General features: G+C 37.9%; 14 protein-coding genes. 10 read left to right on the top strand and 4 right to left on the bottom strand.

The window, feature by feature from the left end; translation table 11 throughout:
* Positions 1 to 71: 71 nt before the first annotated feature.
* From ACTIE0_RS16800 to ACTIE0_RS16775, 6 genes are all read left to right on the top strand, one after another.
* On the top strand, positions 72 to 4,682 hold the full coding sequence (locus ACTIE0_RS16800; protein ID WP_439516940.1) for a glycosyltransferase: 4,611 nt from the start codon (positions 72 to 74) through the stop codon (positions 4,680 to 4,682).
* A gap of 58 nt (positions 4,683 to 4,740) precedes the next feature.
* On the top strand, positions 4,741 to 5,466 hold the full coding sequence (locus ACTIE0_RS16795) for a class I SAM-dependent methyltransferase (protein WP_006668719.1): 726 nt from the start codon (positions 4,741 to 4,743) through the stop codon (positions 5,464 to 5,466).
* Between the two features lie 20 nt (positions 5,467 to 5,486).
* On the top strand, positions 5,487 to 6,617 hold the full coding sequence (locus ACTIE0_RS16790; RefSeq protein ID WP_006668720.1) for a DegT/DnrJ/EryC1/StrS family aminotransferase: 1,131 nt from the start codon (positions 5,487 to 5,489) through the stop codon (positions 6,615 to 6,617).
* 187 nt (positions 6,618 to 6,804) lie between these two features.
* Positions 6,805 to 7,443, top strand: coding sequence for a NeuD/PglB/VioB family sugar acetyltransferase (locus tag ACTIE0_RS16785; RefSeq protein ID WP_006668721.1), 639 nt, complete (start codon positions 6,805 to 6,807; stop codon positions 7,441 to 7,443).
* A gap of 56 nt (positions 7,444 to 7,499) precedes the next feature.
* Positions 7,500 to 8,468, top strand: a complete 969-nt coding sequence (locus ACTIE0_RS16780) for a sugar-transfer associated ATP-grasp domain-containing protein (protein WP_160162545.1) — start codon at positions 7,500 to 7,502, stop codon at positions 8,466 to 8,468.
* 210 nt (positions 8,469 to 8,678) lie between these two features.
* Positions 8,679 to 8,972 (top strand): sulfotransferase domain-containing protein, encoded by a 294-nt coding sequence (locus ACTIE0_RS16775; RefSeq protein ID WP_150105316.1) that lies wholly within the window; start codon positions 8,679 to 8,681, stop codon positions 8,970 to 8,972.
* Positions 8,973 to 9,083: 111 nt separating this feature from the next.
* Here the strand turns inward: ACTIE0_RS16775 and ACTIE0_RS16770 are convergent, their stop codons facing one another.
* Positions 9,084 to 10,064 (bottom strand): tetratricopeptide repeat protein, encoded by a 981-nt coding sequence (locus ACTIE0_RS16770; protein WP_006668724.1) that lies wholly within the window; start codon positions 10,062 to 10,064, stop codon positions 9,084 to 9,086.
* A gap of 169 nt (positions 10,065 to 10,233) precedes the next feature.
* Between ACTIE0_RS16770 and ACTIE0_RS16765 the strand changes: the two genes are divergently transcribed.
* From ACTIE0_RS16765 to ACTIE0_RS16755, 3 genes are all read left to right on the top strand, one after another.
* On the top strand, positions 10,234 to 12,489 hold the full coding sequence (locus ACTIE0_RS16765; protein WP_006668725.1) for a tetratricopeptide repeat protein: 2,256 nt from the start codon (positions 10,234 to 10,236) through the stop codon (positions 12,487 to 12,489).
* A gap of 75 nt (positions 12,490 to 12,564) precedes the next feature.
* Positions 12,565 to 14,166: a TylF/MycF/NovP-related O-methyltransferase gene (locus tag ACTIE0_RS16760; protein ID WP_006668726.1), complete on the top strand. Its 1,602-nt coding sequence runs from the start codon at positions 12,565 to 12,567 to the stop codon at positions 14,164 to 14,166.
* A gap of 58 nt (positions 14,167 to 14,224) precedes the next feature.
* A complete protein-coding gene (locus ACTIE0_RS16755; protein ID WP_006668727.1) occupies positions 14,225 to 15,247 on the top strand; it encodes an STELLO glycosyltransferase family protein in 1,023 nt (340 codons plus the stop codon).
* 160 nt (positions 15,248 to 15,407) lie between these two features.
* Here ACTIE0_RS16755 and ACTIE0_RS16750 read toward each other — a convergent pair whose 3' ends face one another.
* The gene (locus tag ACTIE0_RS16750) at positions 15,408 to 15,551 is read right to left on the bottom strand and encodes a hypothetical protein (protein ID WP_160162546.1); all 144 of its coding nucleotides are present in this window, start codon (positions 15,549 to 15,551) and stop codon (positions 15,408 to 15,410) included.
* Positions 15,552 to 15,610: 59 nt separating this feature from the next.
* Positions 15,611 to 15,865, bottom strand: coding sequence for a hypothetical protein (locus ACTIE0_RS16745; protein ID WP_155839144.1), 255 nt, complete (start codon positions 15,863 to 15,865; stop codon positions 15,611 to 15,613).
* Positions 15,866 to 16,204: 339 nt separating this feature from the next.
* On the opposite strand from ACTIE0_RS16745, the gene ACTIE0_RS16740 reads away from it, so the two are divergent.
* Entirely contained in the window at positions 16,205 to 16,459 is a 255-nt protein-coding gene (locus ACTIE0_RS16740) for a DUF268 domain-containing protein (protein ID WP_006670855.1), read from the top strand.
* Here ACTIE0_RS16740 and ACTIE0_RS16735 read toward each other — a convergent pair.
* Positions 16,447 to 18,300, bottom strand: coding sequence for a putative capsular polysaccharide synthesis family protein (locus ACTIE0_RS16735; RefSeq protein ID WP_006670854.1), 1,854 nt, complete (start codon positions 18,298 to 18,300; stop codon positions 16,447 to 16,449). The two genes, ACTIE0_RS16740 and ACTIE0_RS16735, sit on opposite strands and share 13 nt — an antisense overlap.
* Between the last annotated feature and the right edge of the window lie 140 nt (positions 18,301 to 18,440).

The raw sequence follows: 18,440 nt of genomic DNA, 5'->3' as shown, positions 1-18,440 counted from the left end.
ATGTGGTATTTGCGATTATTGGGGATTTCGAGGATGGGAAGTTAAAAGAGGAGTTGCAGGGTATCCCTGGGGTGGACTATGTGTTTGTGGGGAATCAGCCCTTTGAGTCTATCCCGGATGTGGTGGCGGTGGGTGATATTTGTGTGCTGTTGCAGGATGCGGACTTTCGGGTGTCGCAGTTCCAAATTCCGGCGAAGTTGTCGGATGCTTTGGGAATGGGGTTGGTGGTGCTGTTGTCGGAAACGGCCGCGGTGGCTGATGTGATTGAGTCGGGGGCTGTGGTTCCGGTGGCTGAGGGGGATTTGCCTGCGGTTTTGGATAGGGTATTATCAGATGAGGCGGAATGTAATAAATTCCGGGTTCGCGGTCGGGAGTTATTGGCGGCGGAGTTTGGGTTTGGGGTGAATGGGTCTCGGTTAGCGGAGGTTATGGATGGGGTTCGCGCCGGGGTTGGGGTCCTCTCGGATGAGTTGAATTTGTTATTGGCGGGGTTCCCTGCTGTGGGGTCGGTTTGGCAACACTGGGGAGAGGGTGTGTTAGAAACTCGGAGATTGCGCCCGGTGGGTCAGGGAGTTTCTATTATTGTCCTCAGTTGGAATGGGGCGGGTTTGCTACGGCGGCTTCTGTCTAGTTTTTTTGCCACCAATACTTATTTTCCGGTTGAGTTCATTATTATTGACCACGGTTCGGAAGATAACACGGCTGAGGTGGTTCGTCAGCAGGCGATTAAGGGGGATGTTCGTTATATTAACCGAGGTGCTAATTTTTCGTTTTCCAATTCTTGTAATTATGGGGCGGGTTTGGCGAAGTATCCTTATTTGCTGTTTCTGAATAATGATATTGTTTTTAGTTCGGATGTGTTGCCTTTGGCGGTGAGTCGGTTGGGTGATGCGACCATTGGGGCGGTGGGGGTGCGTTTGGATGATGAGCCTTCGTCGTTACCGAAAGGGAAAAAACCGGGGGTACACCATACGGGTATTGAGTTTGTTTGGAACGAAAAGCGAGGTTATTTCCAGCCCGAACAAATTCGCCATGGGAGTCTGAAGGATTATTTGGCTGCTTCTCCAACTGAGGGTGATTTCTTTCCGGCGGTGACGGGGGCGTTTTTGTTGTGTCGGAAGGGTGATTGGGAAAGGGTCGGCGGCTTTTCTCTGGATTATGATTATGGTTTGGAGGATATTGATTTTTGTTTGCGTTTGGGGCGGGATTTACGGAAGAAGTGTTACTGCATTAATCAGGTGAGTTTGCAGCACCAAGAGGGGGCGACTCGCCAGAAGGGAAATCAGCAACAGCGTCGTCAGGTTAGGGAGAATAACCATCGGTTGTTTAAGGAAAGGTGGGATAATTATGTCCGAGACTTGATGGGTCAGCCATTGGTGAATCAACATACCTCGGCAAATAATATTAAGTTGTATGCCAGTTCTGAAAACCCCAAAATAGCTGTTGTTCTTCATGCTTACTATCCAGAATTACTTCCTGAACTGTTTTCAAAATTAGACAATCTAAGTGATTATGATTTGTTTGTGACGATACCTGAAAATGTTGTTGATAGTGTTACTTCTGCATTAGATAAGTATACTAAAAATTATCAAGTTTCTATTGTCAAAAATATTGGATATGATATCCTGCCTTTTTTAGAGGTTATTTCTGAACTAGATACACTTGGATATAAGTATGTATGTAAAATTCATACCAAAAGAGATCATCCTGATTTTGGTTCGTTATGGCGTGAATGTCTTTTGGATGCGGTATTAGGAGACAAAAATATAACGGAGCAGATTATTACAGCATTTGACAATAATCCATCATTGCAGATTGTCGGTCCGGCATTGCTTTATATGTCCATGCTAGGTACAATTTACGATGGTCATGAAAAAATGAAGAAGATGATTCATGATTTCATGGAACCTCTTAACCTCATTGAGGATTGGGGATTTTTTGGTGGCTCCATGTTTTGGTCTAGAATAACTCCCCTGAAGTATATAGCCGATCAGATTTTACTGAAGCCAATTGATTGGCAAGCCTCAAAATCATGGTTAACAACGGGATTTTATTATCATATAGTTGAAAGGTTATTAGGTTTAGTATCATATATTAATGAAGGTCAAGTGGGTTTAGTTGACTATAAAATTATAGATACGGAAAATATAGTCAAGATACTTAGGATTAATCAAAATTTTGTTCCTGCACCACTACCAACAGAATATAGACTTAAAGCTTACAGATTAGCCAAAAATAATCTATTTGCTAAATATGCATTAATTTATAAATCTGGAATCTTTGATGCATTCTATTACTTGACTATAATGCCCCATCTTCTTAAAGATAAAATAGATTGTGTAGAACATTACTTGACATCAAATGCCAAAAGTTATCTGAGTCATCAGCATCAAAATGAAGAGATAACATTTTCTTTCTCCGGGAATCAACTTAACTATACCGCTAAACAATCCAAATCCATCAGCTTAGACTCTAATTTTGTTTCAGACCTTATGGGATGTCAACCATTTCCAAACAAAAATTTTCCCTCTCAACATGGTATAAAAGTGTCTATTCTTTGTCTAACCTATAACCACGAAAAGTATATTAGCCAGGCTTTAGAAGGGTTTGTGATGCAAAAAACAAATTTTAAATTCGAGGTAATTATTGGTGATGATTGTTCCACCGATAGAACTCCAGATATTATACAGGATTATGTAGACCGCTACCCAGACTTATTTGTTTTTGTAAGGAGAAATAAAAATTTAGGAGTTAGACAAAATTCTCTAGATTTGCGGAGAAGGGTCAGAGGACAATATGTAGCTTTGAATGAGGGCGATGATTACTGGACTGACCCTATGAAGCTACAAATTCAAGCTGACTATTTAGACTCACACCCTGAATGTGCAGTTTGTTTTCATCCGGTACTTGTCATAGATGAGGATGAACCTAAAAAACAGAAGGTATTTCCTTTGATTGATCAACATCTAGCTGGTATTAAATTTAGTGCTGAACATTTGTTACGAAGGAATTTTATTCAAACGAATTCTGTTATGTGTCGATGGCAGTTTCATGATTTAGAGGATGAAGGCTTTACTTCTCATCTTCAGCCTGGGGATTGGTACAATCGCCTCTTGCACGCACAATATGGACAAATACATATGCTTGAAAAGGTTATGTCAGTGTATCGTAAACATCCAGGAGGTATATGGTCTACAGCTAAAGATCACATCACTCGTATGAAAAAATGGGGAAACGAACATATACATTTTTTTAGAACTGTTAATCATAATTTGGTTCATAAATATCATTTTCATTTATTATTCTCTATGAAAAGTATGTTCATTGATCTAGCTAAAGAGTATTTTGAAAAATTGGACATATTTAATTTGTATGACCTTATAGACAAAAATAGAGATATTGCACCGATCGCCTTTTACTATCTCGATTGGCCTATTGATATAAATACAATTTTTAGTTCCCAAGACCTAATTGATGAATTCAGAAAAGTATTTACTATTTCCACGGTAATCACTTCATACAACCATGAAGAATACATCGAGCAATGCTTAGAATCGGTGGTATATCAAAAAGGCTTCTTTGCTCACGAGGTTATCATTGCAGATGATTTTTCCACAGATAAGACTACGGAAATTATTGACAAATATGCTAAGGCTTATCCAGATATTATCAGTGTTCTTCCTACAAGTAAAAATTTGGGGATGTTGCAAAATCTTCAAAGAGCTTTTACTGCTTGTAAAGGTAATTTTATTGCAATATGTGAAGGTGATGACTACTGGTTATCTCCTACTAAGCTGCATAAGCAACTCCTGTTTTTGCTTAAGAAGCCAGAACTGCCCATGTGTTTCAACTGGCTGTTGCTTTATAAGCAATCAGAGCAAACATTTAAACCTCATCCTCAACAAGAAAAGATTAATAGCGATAGGATAACCTTTGATCAGCTTCTTCCTGTGGATTTACCTGCCAACTTTTCCTGCTGTTTTTATCGACGTAAAGCCATCGAATCCATACCCAATTCTTATTATCAAGAAGCAAGAGCAGCCGATTGGTTGTTTAATCTTTGTATTGCTCATAAAGCAGACCTAGGGTTTATTAAAGAGCTACTCTCTGTCTATCGATTGAATGAAAAAGGTCAGTGGTCTGGACTTTCCTTAAAAGAACAAGCAGATAGAATGCAAAAAGGTTATCAGAGATTTATGGAGTATTTCGCGGATAGAAAGAAATATATCCAAAATTTTATTAGAGATGATTATGATCTTGTAAGTAACTACAAAACTCCTAGTTATTTGGAAGATTGCCAAGATAAAAATACCTTTTGTAATATAGATAAGCTCGAATCTATATATGGTGTTTTGCAGATAAGAGGTTGGTTCTTAAATATCAATTGCGATTCCTCAGAAAATGAAAATAAGTTTTTATTTATAATTGATGAAAATGGGAAAGTATGTTGGAGTGGGTTGCTTGATAATCAAAAGAGACAGGATGTTGAGTCAAACTATAGCACAAGGTTTCATAAAAAAGTGACTTTCAGAAATTGGTCTGGGTTTACAGGCATATTTAATCCTCAGTTGTCTGATGGTTTGTACCGTTTAGGTATCGGTAAGTATTCTGATGGGCGACTTATCTATAAGACAATAAGTAAGCTCTTTGAAGTAACTAAGGGTAGGTTGACAATTAATTAAGTTTGTGTTCTAATGTATGTAGACTAGAAAATCAAGATTACAAAGGAGAATATAAGAAATGAGAAAATTTACAGCCCACAATATTCGACTTGATGATGGTAGTTTTACGAGGAAAGAAAAAGGTATCGATATGTCTCAACATCCTGTGATGTTGATATGCAAACGAGTTATTGAAGAACATTATCCAAATCAAACATATATAGGTAGGCGTATTGTCGATATAGGATGTCTTGAAGGGGGCTACACAGTTGAATTGGCTCGAATGGGATTAGATGCTGTGGGGATAGAGGTTAGACAAAGTAACTTTGACAATTGTATCTACGTTAAAAGTAAGGTTGATCTTTCTAACTTAACTTTTGTTCATGATGACGCTTGGAATATAGAAAAATATGGAAGGTTTGATATTGTGTTTTGTTGTGGTTTATTGTACCACATGGAAAATCCAAAACGATATTTGAATATTCTGTCAAAAATTTGTGATGAATTATTAGTAATTGATACTCACTTCTCCGTTGTTGAAACTAAAGAAAAATTCAACTTATCCGACTTAGAAATTCATGAAGGACTTAAAGGCAGATTTTTTCAAGAATATAGCGATCCAAACAAAACACAAAATGAAAATGCAAAATGGGCTGCTTGGGAGAACCATCGCTCTTTTTGGCCACTATATAATGATCTCATGGATGCAATTTCTGATGTAGGATTTAGCAAAGTATATGAAGTTGAATCACCTACCAGGGGAATTCATAATCAAAGAGCAACAATAATCGCTCTAAAAGATTAATCGATCTAATCGTATAAAATATGACTGATCCTGAAAGACCTATTTACGTTACCTCGCCTTATTTACCGCCTTTAGAGGAGTTTATTCCTTATCTTGAAGAAATATGGGACAGTAAAATTCTAACCAACAAAGGCCCGTTTCATCAGAAACTTGAACGGGCTTTGTGTGATTATCTGGGTGTTGAACACCTGGCTTTGTTTGCTAATGGGACTTTAGCCCTAGTCACCGCTCTGCAAGCTCTGCGTGTAGCTGGGGAGGTAATTACTACCCCTTATTCTTTTGTAGCAACTTCCCATTCTTTGCTGTGGAATGGTATCAAACCAGTATTTGTAGATATCGACCCCAATACCCTAAATCTTGACCCAACTAAAATTGAGTCGGCTATCACCCCACAAACCACAGCTATTTTACCCGTCCATTGTTATGGTAACCCCTGCGATGTGGATGCTATCCAAGCGATCGCCGACAATTATAATTTGAAGGTTATCTATGATGCAGCCCACGCCTTTGGTGTTCAGTGTCACTGTGGTAGCCTTCTCCAGCATGGTGATCTATCAGTGATGAGTTTCCACGCTACCAAGGTATTTAATACTTTTGAGGGGGGGGCTATCATTTGCAAAGATGCTAAGACTAAGCAGCATATCGACAATTTGAAGAATTTTGGCTTTGTTGGTGAAACTAAAGTGGTGGCAGCGGGAATTAATGCTAAGATGGATGAGATGCGATCAGCACTTGGGTTGTTGCAGCTTGGTTATATTGATGAAGCATTAGAACAACGGAAGGCGATCGATGAGACCTATCGAAGGTTGCTCAAGGATGTTAAAGGGATTCGGTGCATTGAAAATACCGGACAACTGGTGAGTAACTACGCATATTTCCCAATTTTGGTTGAATTGGACTACCCCTTGACTCGTGATGCTCTTTATGATCAACTACGACAACATAATATTTATGGACGCAGGTACTTTTATCCGCTCATCTCTGACTTTCCCATGTATCGAGGGTTGCCTTCGGCACAGCAGGATAATTTACCTGTAGCGAATCGAATAGCAAATCAGGTAATTTGCTTACCAATTTATCCAGAATTAACTATAGAAGAAGTTATGTTTATTGTATCAATCCTCTCTAACATTCACTTTTTCAAAGACTAAAACCCTTGCTAGTTAAGGGTTTTAGTGAAAAATGCAGTTTGGTATATGGTAGATCTGGCAATTTTTGACATCTCGATATTGATGTGCTAGAGTTCTGGCAAGGCTTAGTTATGGAGGGTTAAGCTTCCTAAGGTCTTAAGTATGCTAGGCAGCTAATCGTCGCCTAATCAATAGTTAAGAGGCAACAATGGTAATCATCGGAGCTAAAGGATTGGCAAAAGAACTGCTTGTCGCCCTGCAATGGGGTGGCGAGGCAGACGGTCTGTGTCTATTCGACAACGTAAACCAAGACACACCAGATATTCTTTATGGTCGTTTTAAAGTCATCAGGTCCTGGGAGAAACTCGAAGAGCATCTCAAATCAGAGTCACCTGATTTTGCCTTGGGTGTCAGCGGACCAAAGGCAAGGAAATTCTGTGCTGAAAAAGCTGCCTCACTTAGCGGGAAGCTGCGCTCTATTATTTCAAATCATGCACTCATCGGTGATTTTGGGGTTCGCATAGCTAATGGTGTTTGTATACTGTCGCACGCGACAATCACCGCAGACGTTGAAATTGGCGAGGGAACATTGATAAACAAAGCTGCAATAATCAGTCATGATGCAATTATCGGCAGTTACTGCGAAATATCCCCTGGCGCACGGATACTTGGCAGAACCAGGGTTGGTGACCGAACGGAGGTTGGAACCAACGCCGTGATTCTTCCTGATGTTGTGGTTGGCTGTGACTGTAGAATCGGAGCTGGCGCCGTAGTTACAAAAAATGTTCCTGATGGACATACAGTTGTCGGAATTCCTGCTCGAAAGCTACAAAAGGAACCCATATGAATAGAATGCTATTTCGATATAAATCGAGAATCCGAAATACAATTTACCACATAAAAGTGGCGAATTGGAAAACCATTTATCGTTACAATCGGATGTTGACAGGTCGCAAATATATGTTGCCATATTGGAAACTAATTTGCTGTAGCTGGCAGCATGGTGTCAGCTTCGAAAACTTCTATGAACTGCATTTCTATCAGAAAACAAAGCAAGAAAGAAAACAATATATTACAGCTTCATTACGGCACGAGCTTACTCGTCAAGTAAATGAAAATGATGAAGTTCATATCTTGAAAAATAAGGCTCATTTCGCAAATAAATTTCATGACCTCCTTGGCAGAAAAATTTACTTTTATTATGACTTAGAAAGCCATGAACGGAACTCCCCCCCCCCGAAGCTTGTTGTGAAAAACATATATGGGCAAGCAGGACAGGGAGTTTTTTTCCTAGAGTTATTTGATACATATGAACATTTGCTGTCATATATTGCCCGTAACTTTCCAAATACTGATGAATATATTTTCGAGGAATTTATCCTCCAGCATCGTAAGTTAAAAAATCTGAATCCTTCTAGTGTCAACACTTTAAGAATCGTGACGTTTTATGATGACAAAACGAATAGTGTCGATGTGTGGGGTTGTTATCTCCGGATGGGAGTTGATGCGAAAACAGACAATCTTGCTACAGGTGGAATTGCTGCAGCTGTGTCAGAAGATGGAACAGTTAAAACCCCCGCAGTAGCGAAAGATCCATTTCTGAATAGTTTTAGTTATCATCCGGTCACGAAAGAGCAAATCGTAGGATTTGAAGTGCCATTTTATAAAGAGGCAATAAACCTTGTCGTAGAAGCATCAAAAAGAGTCCCGCGCGTGAGAAGCATTGGATGGGATGTTGCTATCACGGATAATGGTCCATGTCTGATTGAAGGAAATGATAACTGGGGCATGACATTATTTCAGATCCCATGCGGGTATGGTTTGCGGTCATTGGCAAACAGGGTTTGCGACATGAAGATTGTATATGACTAAATGCCTCCTAACAAGGCGCTGCACCGGATGGCAATTCCGCTGCGCTCCATTGCTGCCGGTGAGCTTGGATCGTTAGACTGCCATTAGACTCCATCTGTAAAGAGCTAGATGGAATCTGACATTATCTTAATTGGGTCTTCTGGGTTTAGGCTGAAAGGAATTAAATCCTTTAATCATCAAAGCCATCTTAAATGATTTAAATAACACAGAATTGGAAACTTATATTTAATCACTAAATACGGCAGTTACCCCAATCAATTTTATTTGCTAAGATATGACCTTTTAATAGCTAATATGCTGGAAGAAGTTGAAAAAATTTTTGACTTTTGCAAAATTCCACTAGAAGAGCAAACAATAAATTTTATTCAAGCAAGCTGCCAAAACTACCAAGAAGATCCTTACTCTGTATTTCGGTATAGACCGATAGATGACTCATGGAAAAAAGAATTAAATCCTATCATTGTTAGGACTATACTAGATGATTTAAAGAATACAAAACTTTAGTGCTATATACGCTAACTTTACTACATAAATCATACAAGCTTCTCAACTTGCCGTATAAAGATTTACTCAAAATCTCCATTGTTATTTGGCATAGGAAAAATTTCTTAAGACTCAGAGGCTTTTGTTCAACCACGGAAACTGATATGCTATGGGTTCTTTACCTATAAAATGAAACATTTTCTTGTAATCATCGGGCTTGGATACATTAATAATTAGCAATTTTTCGGGACGATGACGAAAATAATCGCATACACTTTCGTTGTAATTTATATAGTGACTTATCAAGGTCTTTTTATCATATAAATTATCATCTGAAGATATATTGTAAGTTAATTTACGAATTTCATAAGGATACCCTTTCCATACATAATTGGCATTTTTCAAATCTTCTGCAGTCGGCACTCTAACTCCATCAGCCCAAAGTTTTGAGTGAAATCGAACCATTGATTCATACCAATCTTGAGCATTATTACGAATGCTGAGAATAAATTTTGCATTGGGAAAATGCTGATCCAAGGCTTGATAAGTATAAGGAAGAGAAAATGGAATGTCCTGAAAAGCATCAGCTGTATAAGCCAATTCAAAAATTGGCTGAAAATTTCTTAAAGCCCAGTCTTTAATTAAAAGCTCTCCTGCTCTTTGATTGCCCAGCTTAAATCCTAAATCTCTCAAAGCTTTTTCCAGAGAAGTTGTGCCTGTTTTGTTTCGGCCTATACAAAATATTTTTTCTGCCAACCTTTGGCTAACTGATGACTGTTTGGAAGTGCCATTTAAATCGTTATAATGTGGATTGAGATGACAAGCTTTTTGTAAATAATTAACAGAGGCATCTAAATCGCCTTGTCGCGCCAATGCTTTCCCTAAACTATAGCATAACTGAGCAGAGTTAGGATTTACTTTCAAACCTTGAGAATAACAAGTAACAGCCTGGTCTAAATTGCCCTGTTTAGCCAAGGTATCCCCTAAGCCATGATAAGCCCAAGCAAAATGGGGGTTAATCTCAATTACCTGATGATAAAGTGCGATCGCTTCATCCAACTTCCCAGAGCGTTTCAACTGATTAGCCTGCTTCAGTAACTCACCCGCACTCATTGCTTCACAACTCCTTATAAATAACTTCACAACCCACACCTACCCCTGACATAAAGTAGAATTATACCATATCACGATACTTACCGAACTTGACAAATTTCTATTGCTTTGGTACAATGGGGGGAGTTTAGGCGTTGTCTGTGCTTTAGTAGTCTGGAAAGTCAGCAAAATGGTCAGCGATTTTGATAGGGGTAATCAACTGCTGCAGAGCGGTAAGCTAGAAGAGGCTGTGGATGCTTTTCAAAAAGCGATCGCACTTCATCCCCATTTCCATTGGTCTCACTACAAGCTGGGAGAAGCTTTGGAAAAGTTGGGGCGTTTAGAAGAAGCTGTAGTCGCTTATAAAAACGCAATTAGCTGCAATCCCAAACTATATGGGGCTGACGAAAAATTAACCGGAGACAAAATTTATAAACTTTTAGTTGATTTTAATGGGTTTATTAACATAGCTGAATATAGTTCAACTGAACTCGAACCTCGTATAGTTACTAGAATCCAAGATCCTTATTCTGATTTAAAGTATTTGAGTATATATAGAGAACCTGGTTATCAACCATTTCATGTTCAAAAATCCTTAAAAGAACTTCAAAAATCAAAATTTGGTTTTGTTTTGTTCTGGGTCTGCCTGGATTCCGGCAGTTTTATACAATGGAATATTGATGTCAATGGAAATTATATTTCCCAAGAAAGAGTTCTGGAAAAAAGTGCTATTAAAGAATTGTTTCCCCATCTTCTTTGGGTGAATTTTCCGGGCTATAAAAAAATACTATTAAACCTAATAAAAGACGATATATTTAAAAATGAAGCTGATTCATTTTTGAGTATTGCTTTGAATATTCTTTCATCTCAGCAAAATATTGAGAATACTAATACTAATAGTATAAGAGATAATAGTATAAGAGATTTTTCTATAGTGGAATATTTTTGTAAACATCCTAATTTATATGCTTCAACCAATTATTTAAATTTAACGCTATACAATAGAATGACCGATGTTTTGGGCAGTGATTCTTTTTCCTCTATCGGTGATGCAGAGATATATCAAGAAATTAAGGAAAAAGGTGATTTAGTTTACTTTGAAAGTAATCAAAATCACATGAATCAAAATCAAATCTCTGATTTTCAAACAATAGAAAACTTATTGACTTCAGAAAGTTCAAGAGGCAGATTTTATCGAGAGTGTAATTGCCGTAATTATGCGAACAACATCAAGTATTCTGTGATCAGGCTATTGACTGGATATGCTTGGTGTAAATGTCCTTTTACAGGAAAAATTTTAAAGTCAAACAAAAGTATTTTAGTAACTGGAACAGTCTATATTGCTTATTATTTTGAGTCATTATATCCATTTTTTATGTTAAGTTATGGGGGGTGGTGCTCACAAATTAATGCAATTTATTTGCCTATGTCTAATGTTTGCATGCAATTACACTCACTTTGGCAATGGTCAGATTTAGAAATAATTATTAAACTATTAATAACTATTTTTAATAACAACCAAAATATGATTTCCTCTTACTTAAAAAACTCAGTTAAAAATAACTGTTTAATAATTGATTGTAAAAAAAATTTAGGTCACTATATTTGGCAGGATTTATCAGGTCTGGGTTTGTTGTTTGATGAGACTAATTTATATCAACATATTCAAAGTTGTTTGATTAATCCTGAGTCAAGATATAAAAAACATCAGTTTAATCCAGAAAATATATTTCCTGAACTTAAAAATTTTCATTGTATTTCAGGAGAAGGAAATAAGACAGAAATAACTCTGAGGCACAATTTATTTGTATTTAAAATAGAAGATATAATTATCTCTAAATTTATACCTAGCCGTATTCAGGGTATCTCTAGTAAAAATTTCGGAATATTAGACTTATTATCAGCAGAAAAACAGGCGGGATCAAAAATATTAATGATTAATCTAAGAAGTCATAACAAAATATGGGTTAATGCTGTAGAAGTTTTGTCAGAATTTTTTAATGATTTCAATAATAGCGAGGACTGCAAGCTACAAAAACTAATAGTTCTTTATGATGGATTTGAAGATATTAAACATCAGATTAATTTAATTAAGGAAAAGGTTTCAAATTCTCAGATAACTCATATTGACTGTACAGGATTGAGTTTAATTGAAACTTGTGCAGTTGTTGAAATGATAGATGGTTTTATTAATACTATAGGTTCTGGCTTAGTAATACCCACTTGGATATACAATAAACCTGGTATTGCACATGGTGATCCAGTCCACCTAAACCAAAAAAAATTGTGGAAGTATGTAGCTCCCAAAGGCTATAATTCTGATTCTGTAATTTGGTTAGAGAAAAGTGAGATAAATTGTCTCGAAGGGGACAAATTTTATGGTGATTATGAAATTAACAAGGAAGTAATTATCAAAAAAATATCAACTATTCTTAATCAAGATTAACATAATACCTGTTTTCATAGTGATGCTTATTATGCTAGTATTAAAAAAGTTCATTAGTAATCCTGAAAGAACAATATGAAAGAGCCGTTACAGTTAAACCATCATCTTCTAACTCAAAATGCTGAGTTGGCTAACTATATAACAAAAAACAACTTGTGGCAAACTAATGTTAATCAAAATTTATTAGCATCTACTACGGACTTGATGAATGATCTATGGGTGCCTGCTCACGCACTTAAACGGATTATTGAAAATGATATAATCTCACCCGATAATACATCTGGTGAAGGAGAAGTTATCAGTATTATAGACTTACCAGTAAAAGATTGGCATCTTCTCCGCCAGGATGTAAATGTTTCAGACAATACAGAGAAGACAATCAGTATATTTGTAAAACCAGTAGAAAACGAAGGTAGTAAAGACTTCACTATTTGGTCTTGGGGTGGAGTGCAAATAGCAGTCTTCAGTCGTCAAGATTGGAGTCTAATTTCAGGAATAGCCATTCACACGAATATAGAATTTTTCTCCCATGGCTGGGTGAGACTTTCAGCAACCTACAATGTAAATAATAAAAATATCTATTTTGGCACTTCTGAAGGCAAAAACTCTCAGTATCTTGGAGAAAATAAAAAGCAATTTTATCTTTATGACCCTCAACTTGAAAATCATGCTCCTGTAACAATTTATAAGCCCAATAAACCAAAAAAAAATCAACTTTTTCCGGCTCATTTTACTGGGAATCAAGTCTCAAAAGCACTAGACTTAATCCGAAATAAATATCCTGATAAAAAAGTAATAATTCTCTCGGATGGTTATGCTGATATATCACCTTTTACTTACTTTGATTGTAGTAAAGAGTCAGTAGAATCAATGGAGCAATATGATTTCAATAATACTGTGTTTGTCTATGCTTGTGATTCTGATGATATCGGGTTGCCATTTATTTCTAAGATAGTAGCTGCAAAAGGTTTATTTCGTCCTGTGGGAGTAGCTAATCCTTCTTTGTATATTAATTTGAATGATCAGGCACGGAGAATGCTTGAAGACGAATATATTGCACAATTGAATGAAGGATTTGCTAAATGGGATTTTGGCCCCCATGACTTCATCAACATTATCCAAGCAATTGATATTACTTCTGATTTACCTGGAGATTATGTAGAAATTGGATGCTACCGAGGTAGTAGTTCTCGAGTAGCCGTAAGATATATGCTTGAGAAAGGATTAAAGAGAAATTGCTATTTCTTTGATGTCTTTGACGGCTTTAATTATGAAGCAGCCAAAACAAGTGCAGATGTTGTTTGGGAAGGATCACATAAAACAGAAGGTATTGAGCAGGTAAAAGAAAGAATTTCTAAGTATCATAATCCTAAAAAATTACTTTCAATATTTATCGAGAAAAATAATATTATTGAGGATGAATTGCCAATCACTATTTCACAGATAGTTATTGCTAATGTTGATGTAGATTTGTATGAGGCTGTCAAAGCTTCTTTATTTAAAGTTTGTCATAAAATAGTCAGAGGAGGCATCATTATAGTGGAAGACCCCGGACATACACCTCTTTTAATTGGAGCGCGTCTAGCACTTAAAGAGTTTATGGAATCAGAAAGTGGTCGTCCATTTATGCCTATTTATATGCAGTCTGGTCAAACTTTCTTAATTAAGCTTAATTAACATAGGAATATCACGGTGCATTATTTAACTAATAATAAATCAATGGAGATTTTGTTTGATGAATTCCCAAATAGCTATAGTGATCACCTCTATTGCATTTGATCACAATAACGTTTTGCAAAAAATAGCTCAAGAAAGCCAAGCCAGAAAGCTTTATTTTACGGTTATTGGTGATGAAATTAGTCCTTCTGACTTTAATTTAGAAGGCTGTGATTTTTATAGTATTGCGCGACAAGAGGCATTAGACCTGAGTTTTCCTAAAATATGTCCTAAAAGACATTATGCTCGGAAAAACATTGGCTATCTTTTAGCCATACAGCAAGGTGCTGAAATTATCATAGAAACTGATGATGATAATTTCCCTTATGAGAGTTTTTGGGAAAAAAGAGAACGTTACCAGACAGTATCCAGTATTCCTAATCTAGGTTGGTGTAACGTTTACAAATATTTTACGGATGCTAATATTTGGCCTAGAGGGTTACCATTAGATGAGGTCAATTGTCAGTCACTTCCTGATTGGGATACACTTGAAATAACCCTAGCAAATTGTCCTATTCAGCAAGGACTGGCTAATGATAACCCTGATGTCGATGCCATTTATCGTCTGATTTTTCCTCTACCTCAATCGTTCAATAATCATCGGCGAATTGCATTAGCTTCTGGTTCTTGGTGTCCGTTTAACAGTCAAAATACAACTTGGTGGGCTGATGCTTATCCTCTCCTCTATTTACCTGCTTATTGTTCATTTCGGATGACTGATATCTGGCGAAGCTTTATTGCACAAAGAATCGCTTGGGAAAATGGATGGTCAGTTTTGTTTCATCAACCTACAGTCTATCAAGAGCGTAACGAACATAATCTGATGCGAGATTTTCAAGAAGAAATTCCCGGTTACATCCACAACAAAGCTATAGCTAAAACATTAGAAAACCTGAAATTAACCCCTGGTTTGCATAAGTTGTCAGAAAATTTACTTGTTTGTTATGAAGCTTTAGTTAGTATGGGCTTCATAGACAAGCAAGAACTTAACTTAGCACAAGCATGGTTAGATGATTTAAAGAAATTACAATCTAATCAATGATTTTTAGAATTTTCTCAAGCTCTCTATCCCCATTTCCCAGGATTTCAGTAATCCTGCTAGGGTAGTGGTAGGCCGGCTGTGACGTAATACGATCGCACCTTGCCACCTCCCCCTGCGGTGAAAGAATTTATCGAGGCCTCAACCGGAATTATATCACCCCTCAAAGCGATCGCCAACCGCCGACTCCCAGCCCACATCCCCCCTTACTCCCCCCATAACCCCCTATATTAGCAGAAGTGGCGATCGCCCCAGTCCTCAATCGGTATAACTCCCCTTCCGCCAAGGATGGGTGCGACCCTGCCAATTATACAGGCAAGATGCCCGGAAAACGAGCCATAATTGGTGAGCAAATCAAAGCCTCAATCACCCATCAAATGGCGATCGCCCACCATGCCAAACATTGCTTTGACCACGGTGAAATTTGAGTGATTTTATGGGGCGAAGCGAGAGTGAAAATCCGCCGCCAAACTTGGCAATGCCACCAGAATTTTGAGATTTTTTGGTCTCCTTACCTGGGGATGATAGAGCCGCCAAAAATGCCCGAGAAATCCCAAACAACTTGGCGAGTTGCCGAACCCCAATCGACCCTGATGATTTGCTGATGGCCGCGCGAGCCATGGTCAATAATTTAATATTGGTCACTCACAATACCAGAGAATTTGAGCCGGTATCGGAGTTGAGAAGAGAAGATGGGGAAGTGTAGCTCCCATACCGAGGGCCGCGATCGCATTACCTAGAGCGAGCGGCATTCGGTTTGCCGGAATAAAGCATTCGGTTATCCGTACTTGACAAGTGTAGTTGATTGTGGGTTGATTAAAATCCTTCGCCAGAATATCCTGATGATGGTATAATCCCTGGGTGAATCCAACCCGTCTATATAGACTTGATTCTGGGGAGTCAGGGATTTAGTGAGGGGTAATCAACTGCTGCCGAGCGGTAAGCTAGAAGAGGCGGTGGATGGTTTTCAAAAAGCGATCGCACTTCATCCCCATTTCCCTGGCTGGATTTAATCTCTTGTTTTTCTCTGTTCCTGTGGGTCAAGATTGTCTGGTTTGGAATGCTCATCGCATTTATGGTAAGATCCGCTTGCCAATGATGTTGGAAGGCTGGAAAACGGTGGACAGTTTCGGGTTTTCCGAGTCTTTGATAGTCAATAAGCCCCTGGGAGCTTTTTCTTATGAACAACCTGTTTTTGTGCTTCAGAATTTATAAAATTCCTGAATTTGTGACTGGCTATAAAAATGCCGGGTAAACTTGGAACTTAACATCTTGTCTAAATAGTCTTTGGGAAGCACCAGTTTTTCCTTAAATTCTTGAAATCGGTTACTATACCACTTCTGGGAACTCATATTTTGGTTTTCTAGTTGCCAGTTGGTGATACCTGTAAACATTCGGATAACCTCCTGTTTTTGGCTATCCATTAGTTCCGCTTGCATAATCAAAATATGGTAAGATTCATGTAAGTAGGTTTGCCATCCTAACATCGAAAAAGGCTGGCTGTAAATATCAAAATTTAAGCATTTATTGAATTCTATGTCAAACCAATGTAGGGGAAAGTTGGGGTTTAATGTGCAAAATTTATTAATCAGTTCTTCAATACTCAACTGTAGAATTTCTTCTTGGCTTAAATGGGGGTAATATGTATCGAGGTTTTGAAAAAAGCCACTAACATTGACAGCAATGGGATTTCTGACCATGGAAATAATTTTTAAGGGTTCTCCTAACCAGTTTTTGAACACAAAATAGCCATCCACACAATGCCCTTTGTGCATATTTTTTTGGAGATAAGTTTCATCTAAGAAATGAATATCATAGACTTGTGAAGTGTAGTTTTTTAAAGATGTAGAAATAGAAGTTGAACCCACTTTCCCCATGGTGTAAACCAAAAAACGCTGCTGTTGATTTTGAGTGGGTAATGGCGACGAATTATGATATTTTTTGATGATGGTATTTAATAATGATTTAGCGGGTTGGTGGTCTGGATGAGATTTTAATAACTGATGCAGGCATTGTATCGCCTGTTGAGAATTACCTATTTTCTGTAAGCAGCAGGCTTTTTGATAGTAAAACTCGCTTAAATCCGATCGCAACTTAATACATTGTTCCCAAATCTCTAAAGCCTTTTGGTGCTGTCCTTGCTGGCTTAAATCCATCGCTGTTTCGCGCATGGTTCTGATATATTTGCGACCCGTAAACCGCATTTTATCAATAACGGTTTCAGCTTCCATGTTGATGGTGATGGCGGTGGGGTGTTTCAGCGGAAAGCTAATTGATTGGGTAGGTAAATTGGCGATTTCATCAACTTCCCAGGTGGTATGGGCGGCATCTGCGCCAAAACCAACATTAGAAATTAAGTTCTGATTGGGAATGATACATAAACCTTGATTTACCAAACAAGTAAATGTCCAAGCCCATCCCCAGGAATTAAAACCATTGTAGGTTAAATCAAAGATTTCTGCCCAATATTCGGCGCGGTCTTGACTTCCCAATAAATCTCTTAACCAATGGCGATCGCACTTGGTTAGCCAAGACTTTAAATCCGGGTCAAATAACCGCCAAGCTCGCCGCCATGTCGCCCATCCCCAATAAAAGCTATACTGGGAAAAATAATAGCTGGAATTTGCCGATTGATAGCCGTGGGTATTTTCTCCGGTAATTTGGAAAATTTGGTGATCATGACGATAGCGGATTAATAACTCTTGGCAAAATTTAAAAAAGCTGATATCCGGGATACAGTCATCTTCTAAGATAATCGCTTCTTCCACTAAACTAAACACCCAATTGAGCCCACTGGCGACTCGCTGTTTACAACCTAAGTTAAAATCCGAGTAGTTGGTTAAAACTTGACAATCCCAATCAACCGTATCAATAATGGCGCGAGTTTGGGCGCATTTTTCGGCTTCTAAATCATTGCCGGGTTCGGGACCATCAGCAATCACCAGTAACTGCTGAGGTTTGACTTGGCGAATCACATCAAACACTTTTTGAGTGGTATCTGGTCGCCTAAAAATGAGTAAAACGACGGGGGTGGTGAAAGATTGAATTTCAGGCATTTATAAATGATGACAAGGTTTCTTTATGTGGCATGGGCTGCTCCGATATGATACAATCTTTTCAGCCGTAATCAAATTGGACTCAGTACCAGCCCCGTCCCAACAGATGAAAACTGACAAACTATTTTATCGCATTTTTC

This window comes from Limnospira sp., from assembly GCF_051859755.1.
GTDB classification, from domain to species: Bacteria; Cyanobacteriota; Cyanobacteriia; order Cyanobacteriales; family Microcoleaceae; genus Limnospira; species Limnospira fusiformis.
This window is presented reverse-complemented; position numbering and strand designations above follow the sequence as displayed.

Bases quoted from the DNA above. Each gene is read 5' to 3' on its own strand.
- ACTIE0_RS16735 (WP_006670854.1), bottom strand. From the start codon at position 18,300: ATGCCTGAAATTCAATCTTTCACCACCCCCGTCGTTTTACTCATTTTT.
- ACTIE0_RS16755 (WP_006668727.1), top strand. From the start codon at position 14,225: ATGAATTCCCAAATAGCTATAGTGATCACCTCTATTGCATTTGATCAC.
- ACTIE0_RS16745 (WP_155839144.1), bottom strand. From the start codon at position 15,865: ATGGCTCGCGCGGCCATCAGCAAATCATCAGGGTCGATTGGGGTTCGG.
- ACTIE0_RS16740 (WP_006670855.1), top strand. From the start codon at position 16,205: ATGGTTTTCAAAAAGCGATCGCACTTCATCCCCATTTCCCTGGCTGGA.
- ACTIE0_RS16790 (WP_006668720.1), top strand. From the start codon at position 5,487: ATGACTGATCCTGAAAGACCTATTTACGTTACCTCGCCTTATTTACCG.
- ACTIE0_RS16770 (WP_006668724.1), bottom strand. From the start codon at position 10,064: ATGAGTGCGGGTGAGTTACTGAAGCAGGCTAATCAGTTGAAACGCTCT.
- ACTIE0_RS16795 (WP_006668719.1), top strand. From the start codon at position 4,741: ATGAGAAAATTTACAGCCCACAATATTCGACTTGATGATGGTAGTTTT.
- ACTIE0_RS16785 (WP_006668721.1), top strand. From the start codon at position 6,805: ATGGTAATCATCGGAGCTAAAGGATTGGCAAAAGAACTGCTTGTCGCC.
- ACTIE0_RS16765 (WP_006668725.1), top strand. From the start codon at position 10,234: ATGGTCAGCGATTTTGATAGGGGTAATCAACTGCTGCAGAGCGGTAAG.
- ACTIE0_RS16760 (WP_006668726.1), top strand. From the start codon at position 12,565: ATGAAAGAGCCGTTACAGTTAAACCATCATCTTCTAACTCAAAATGCT.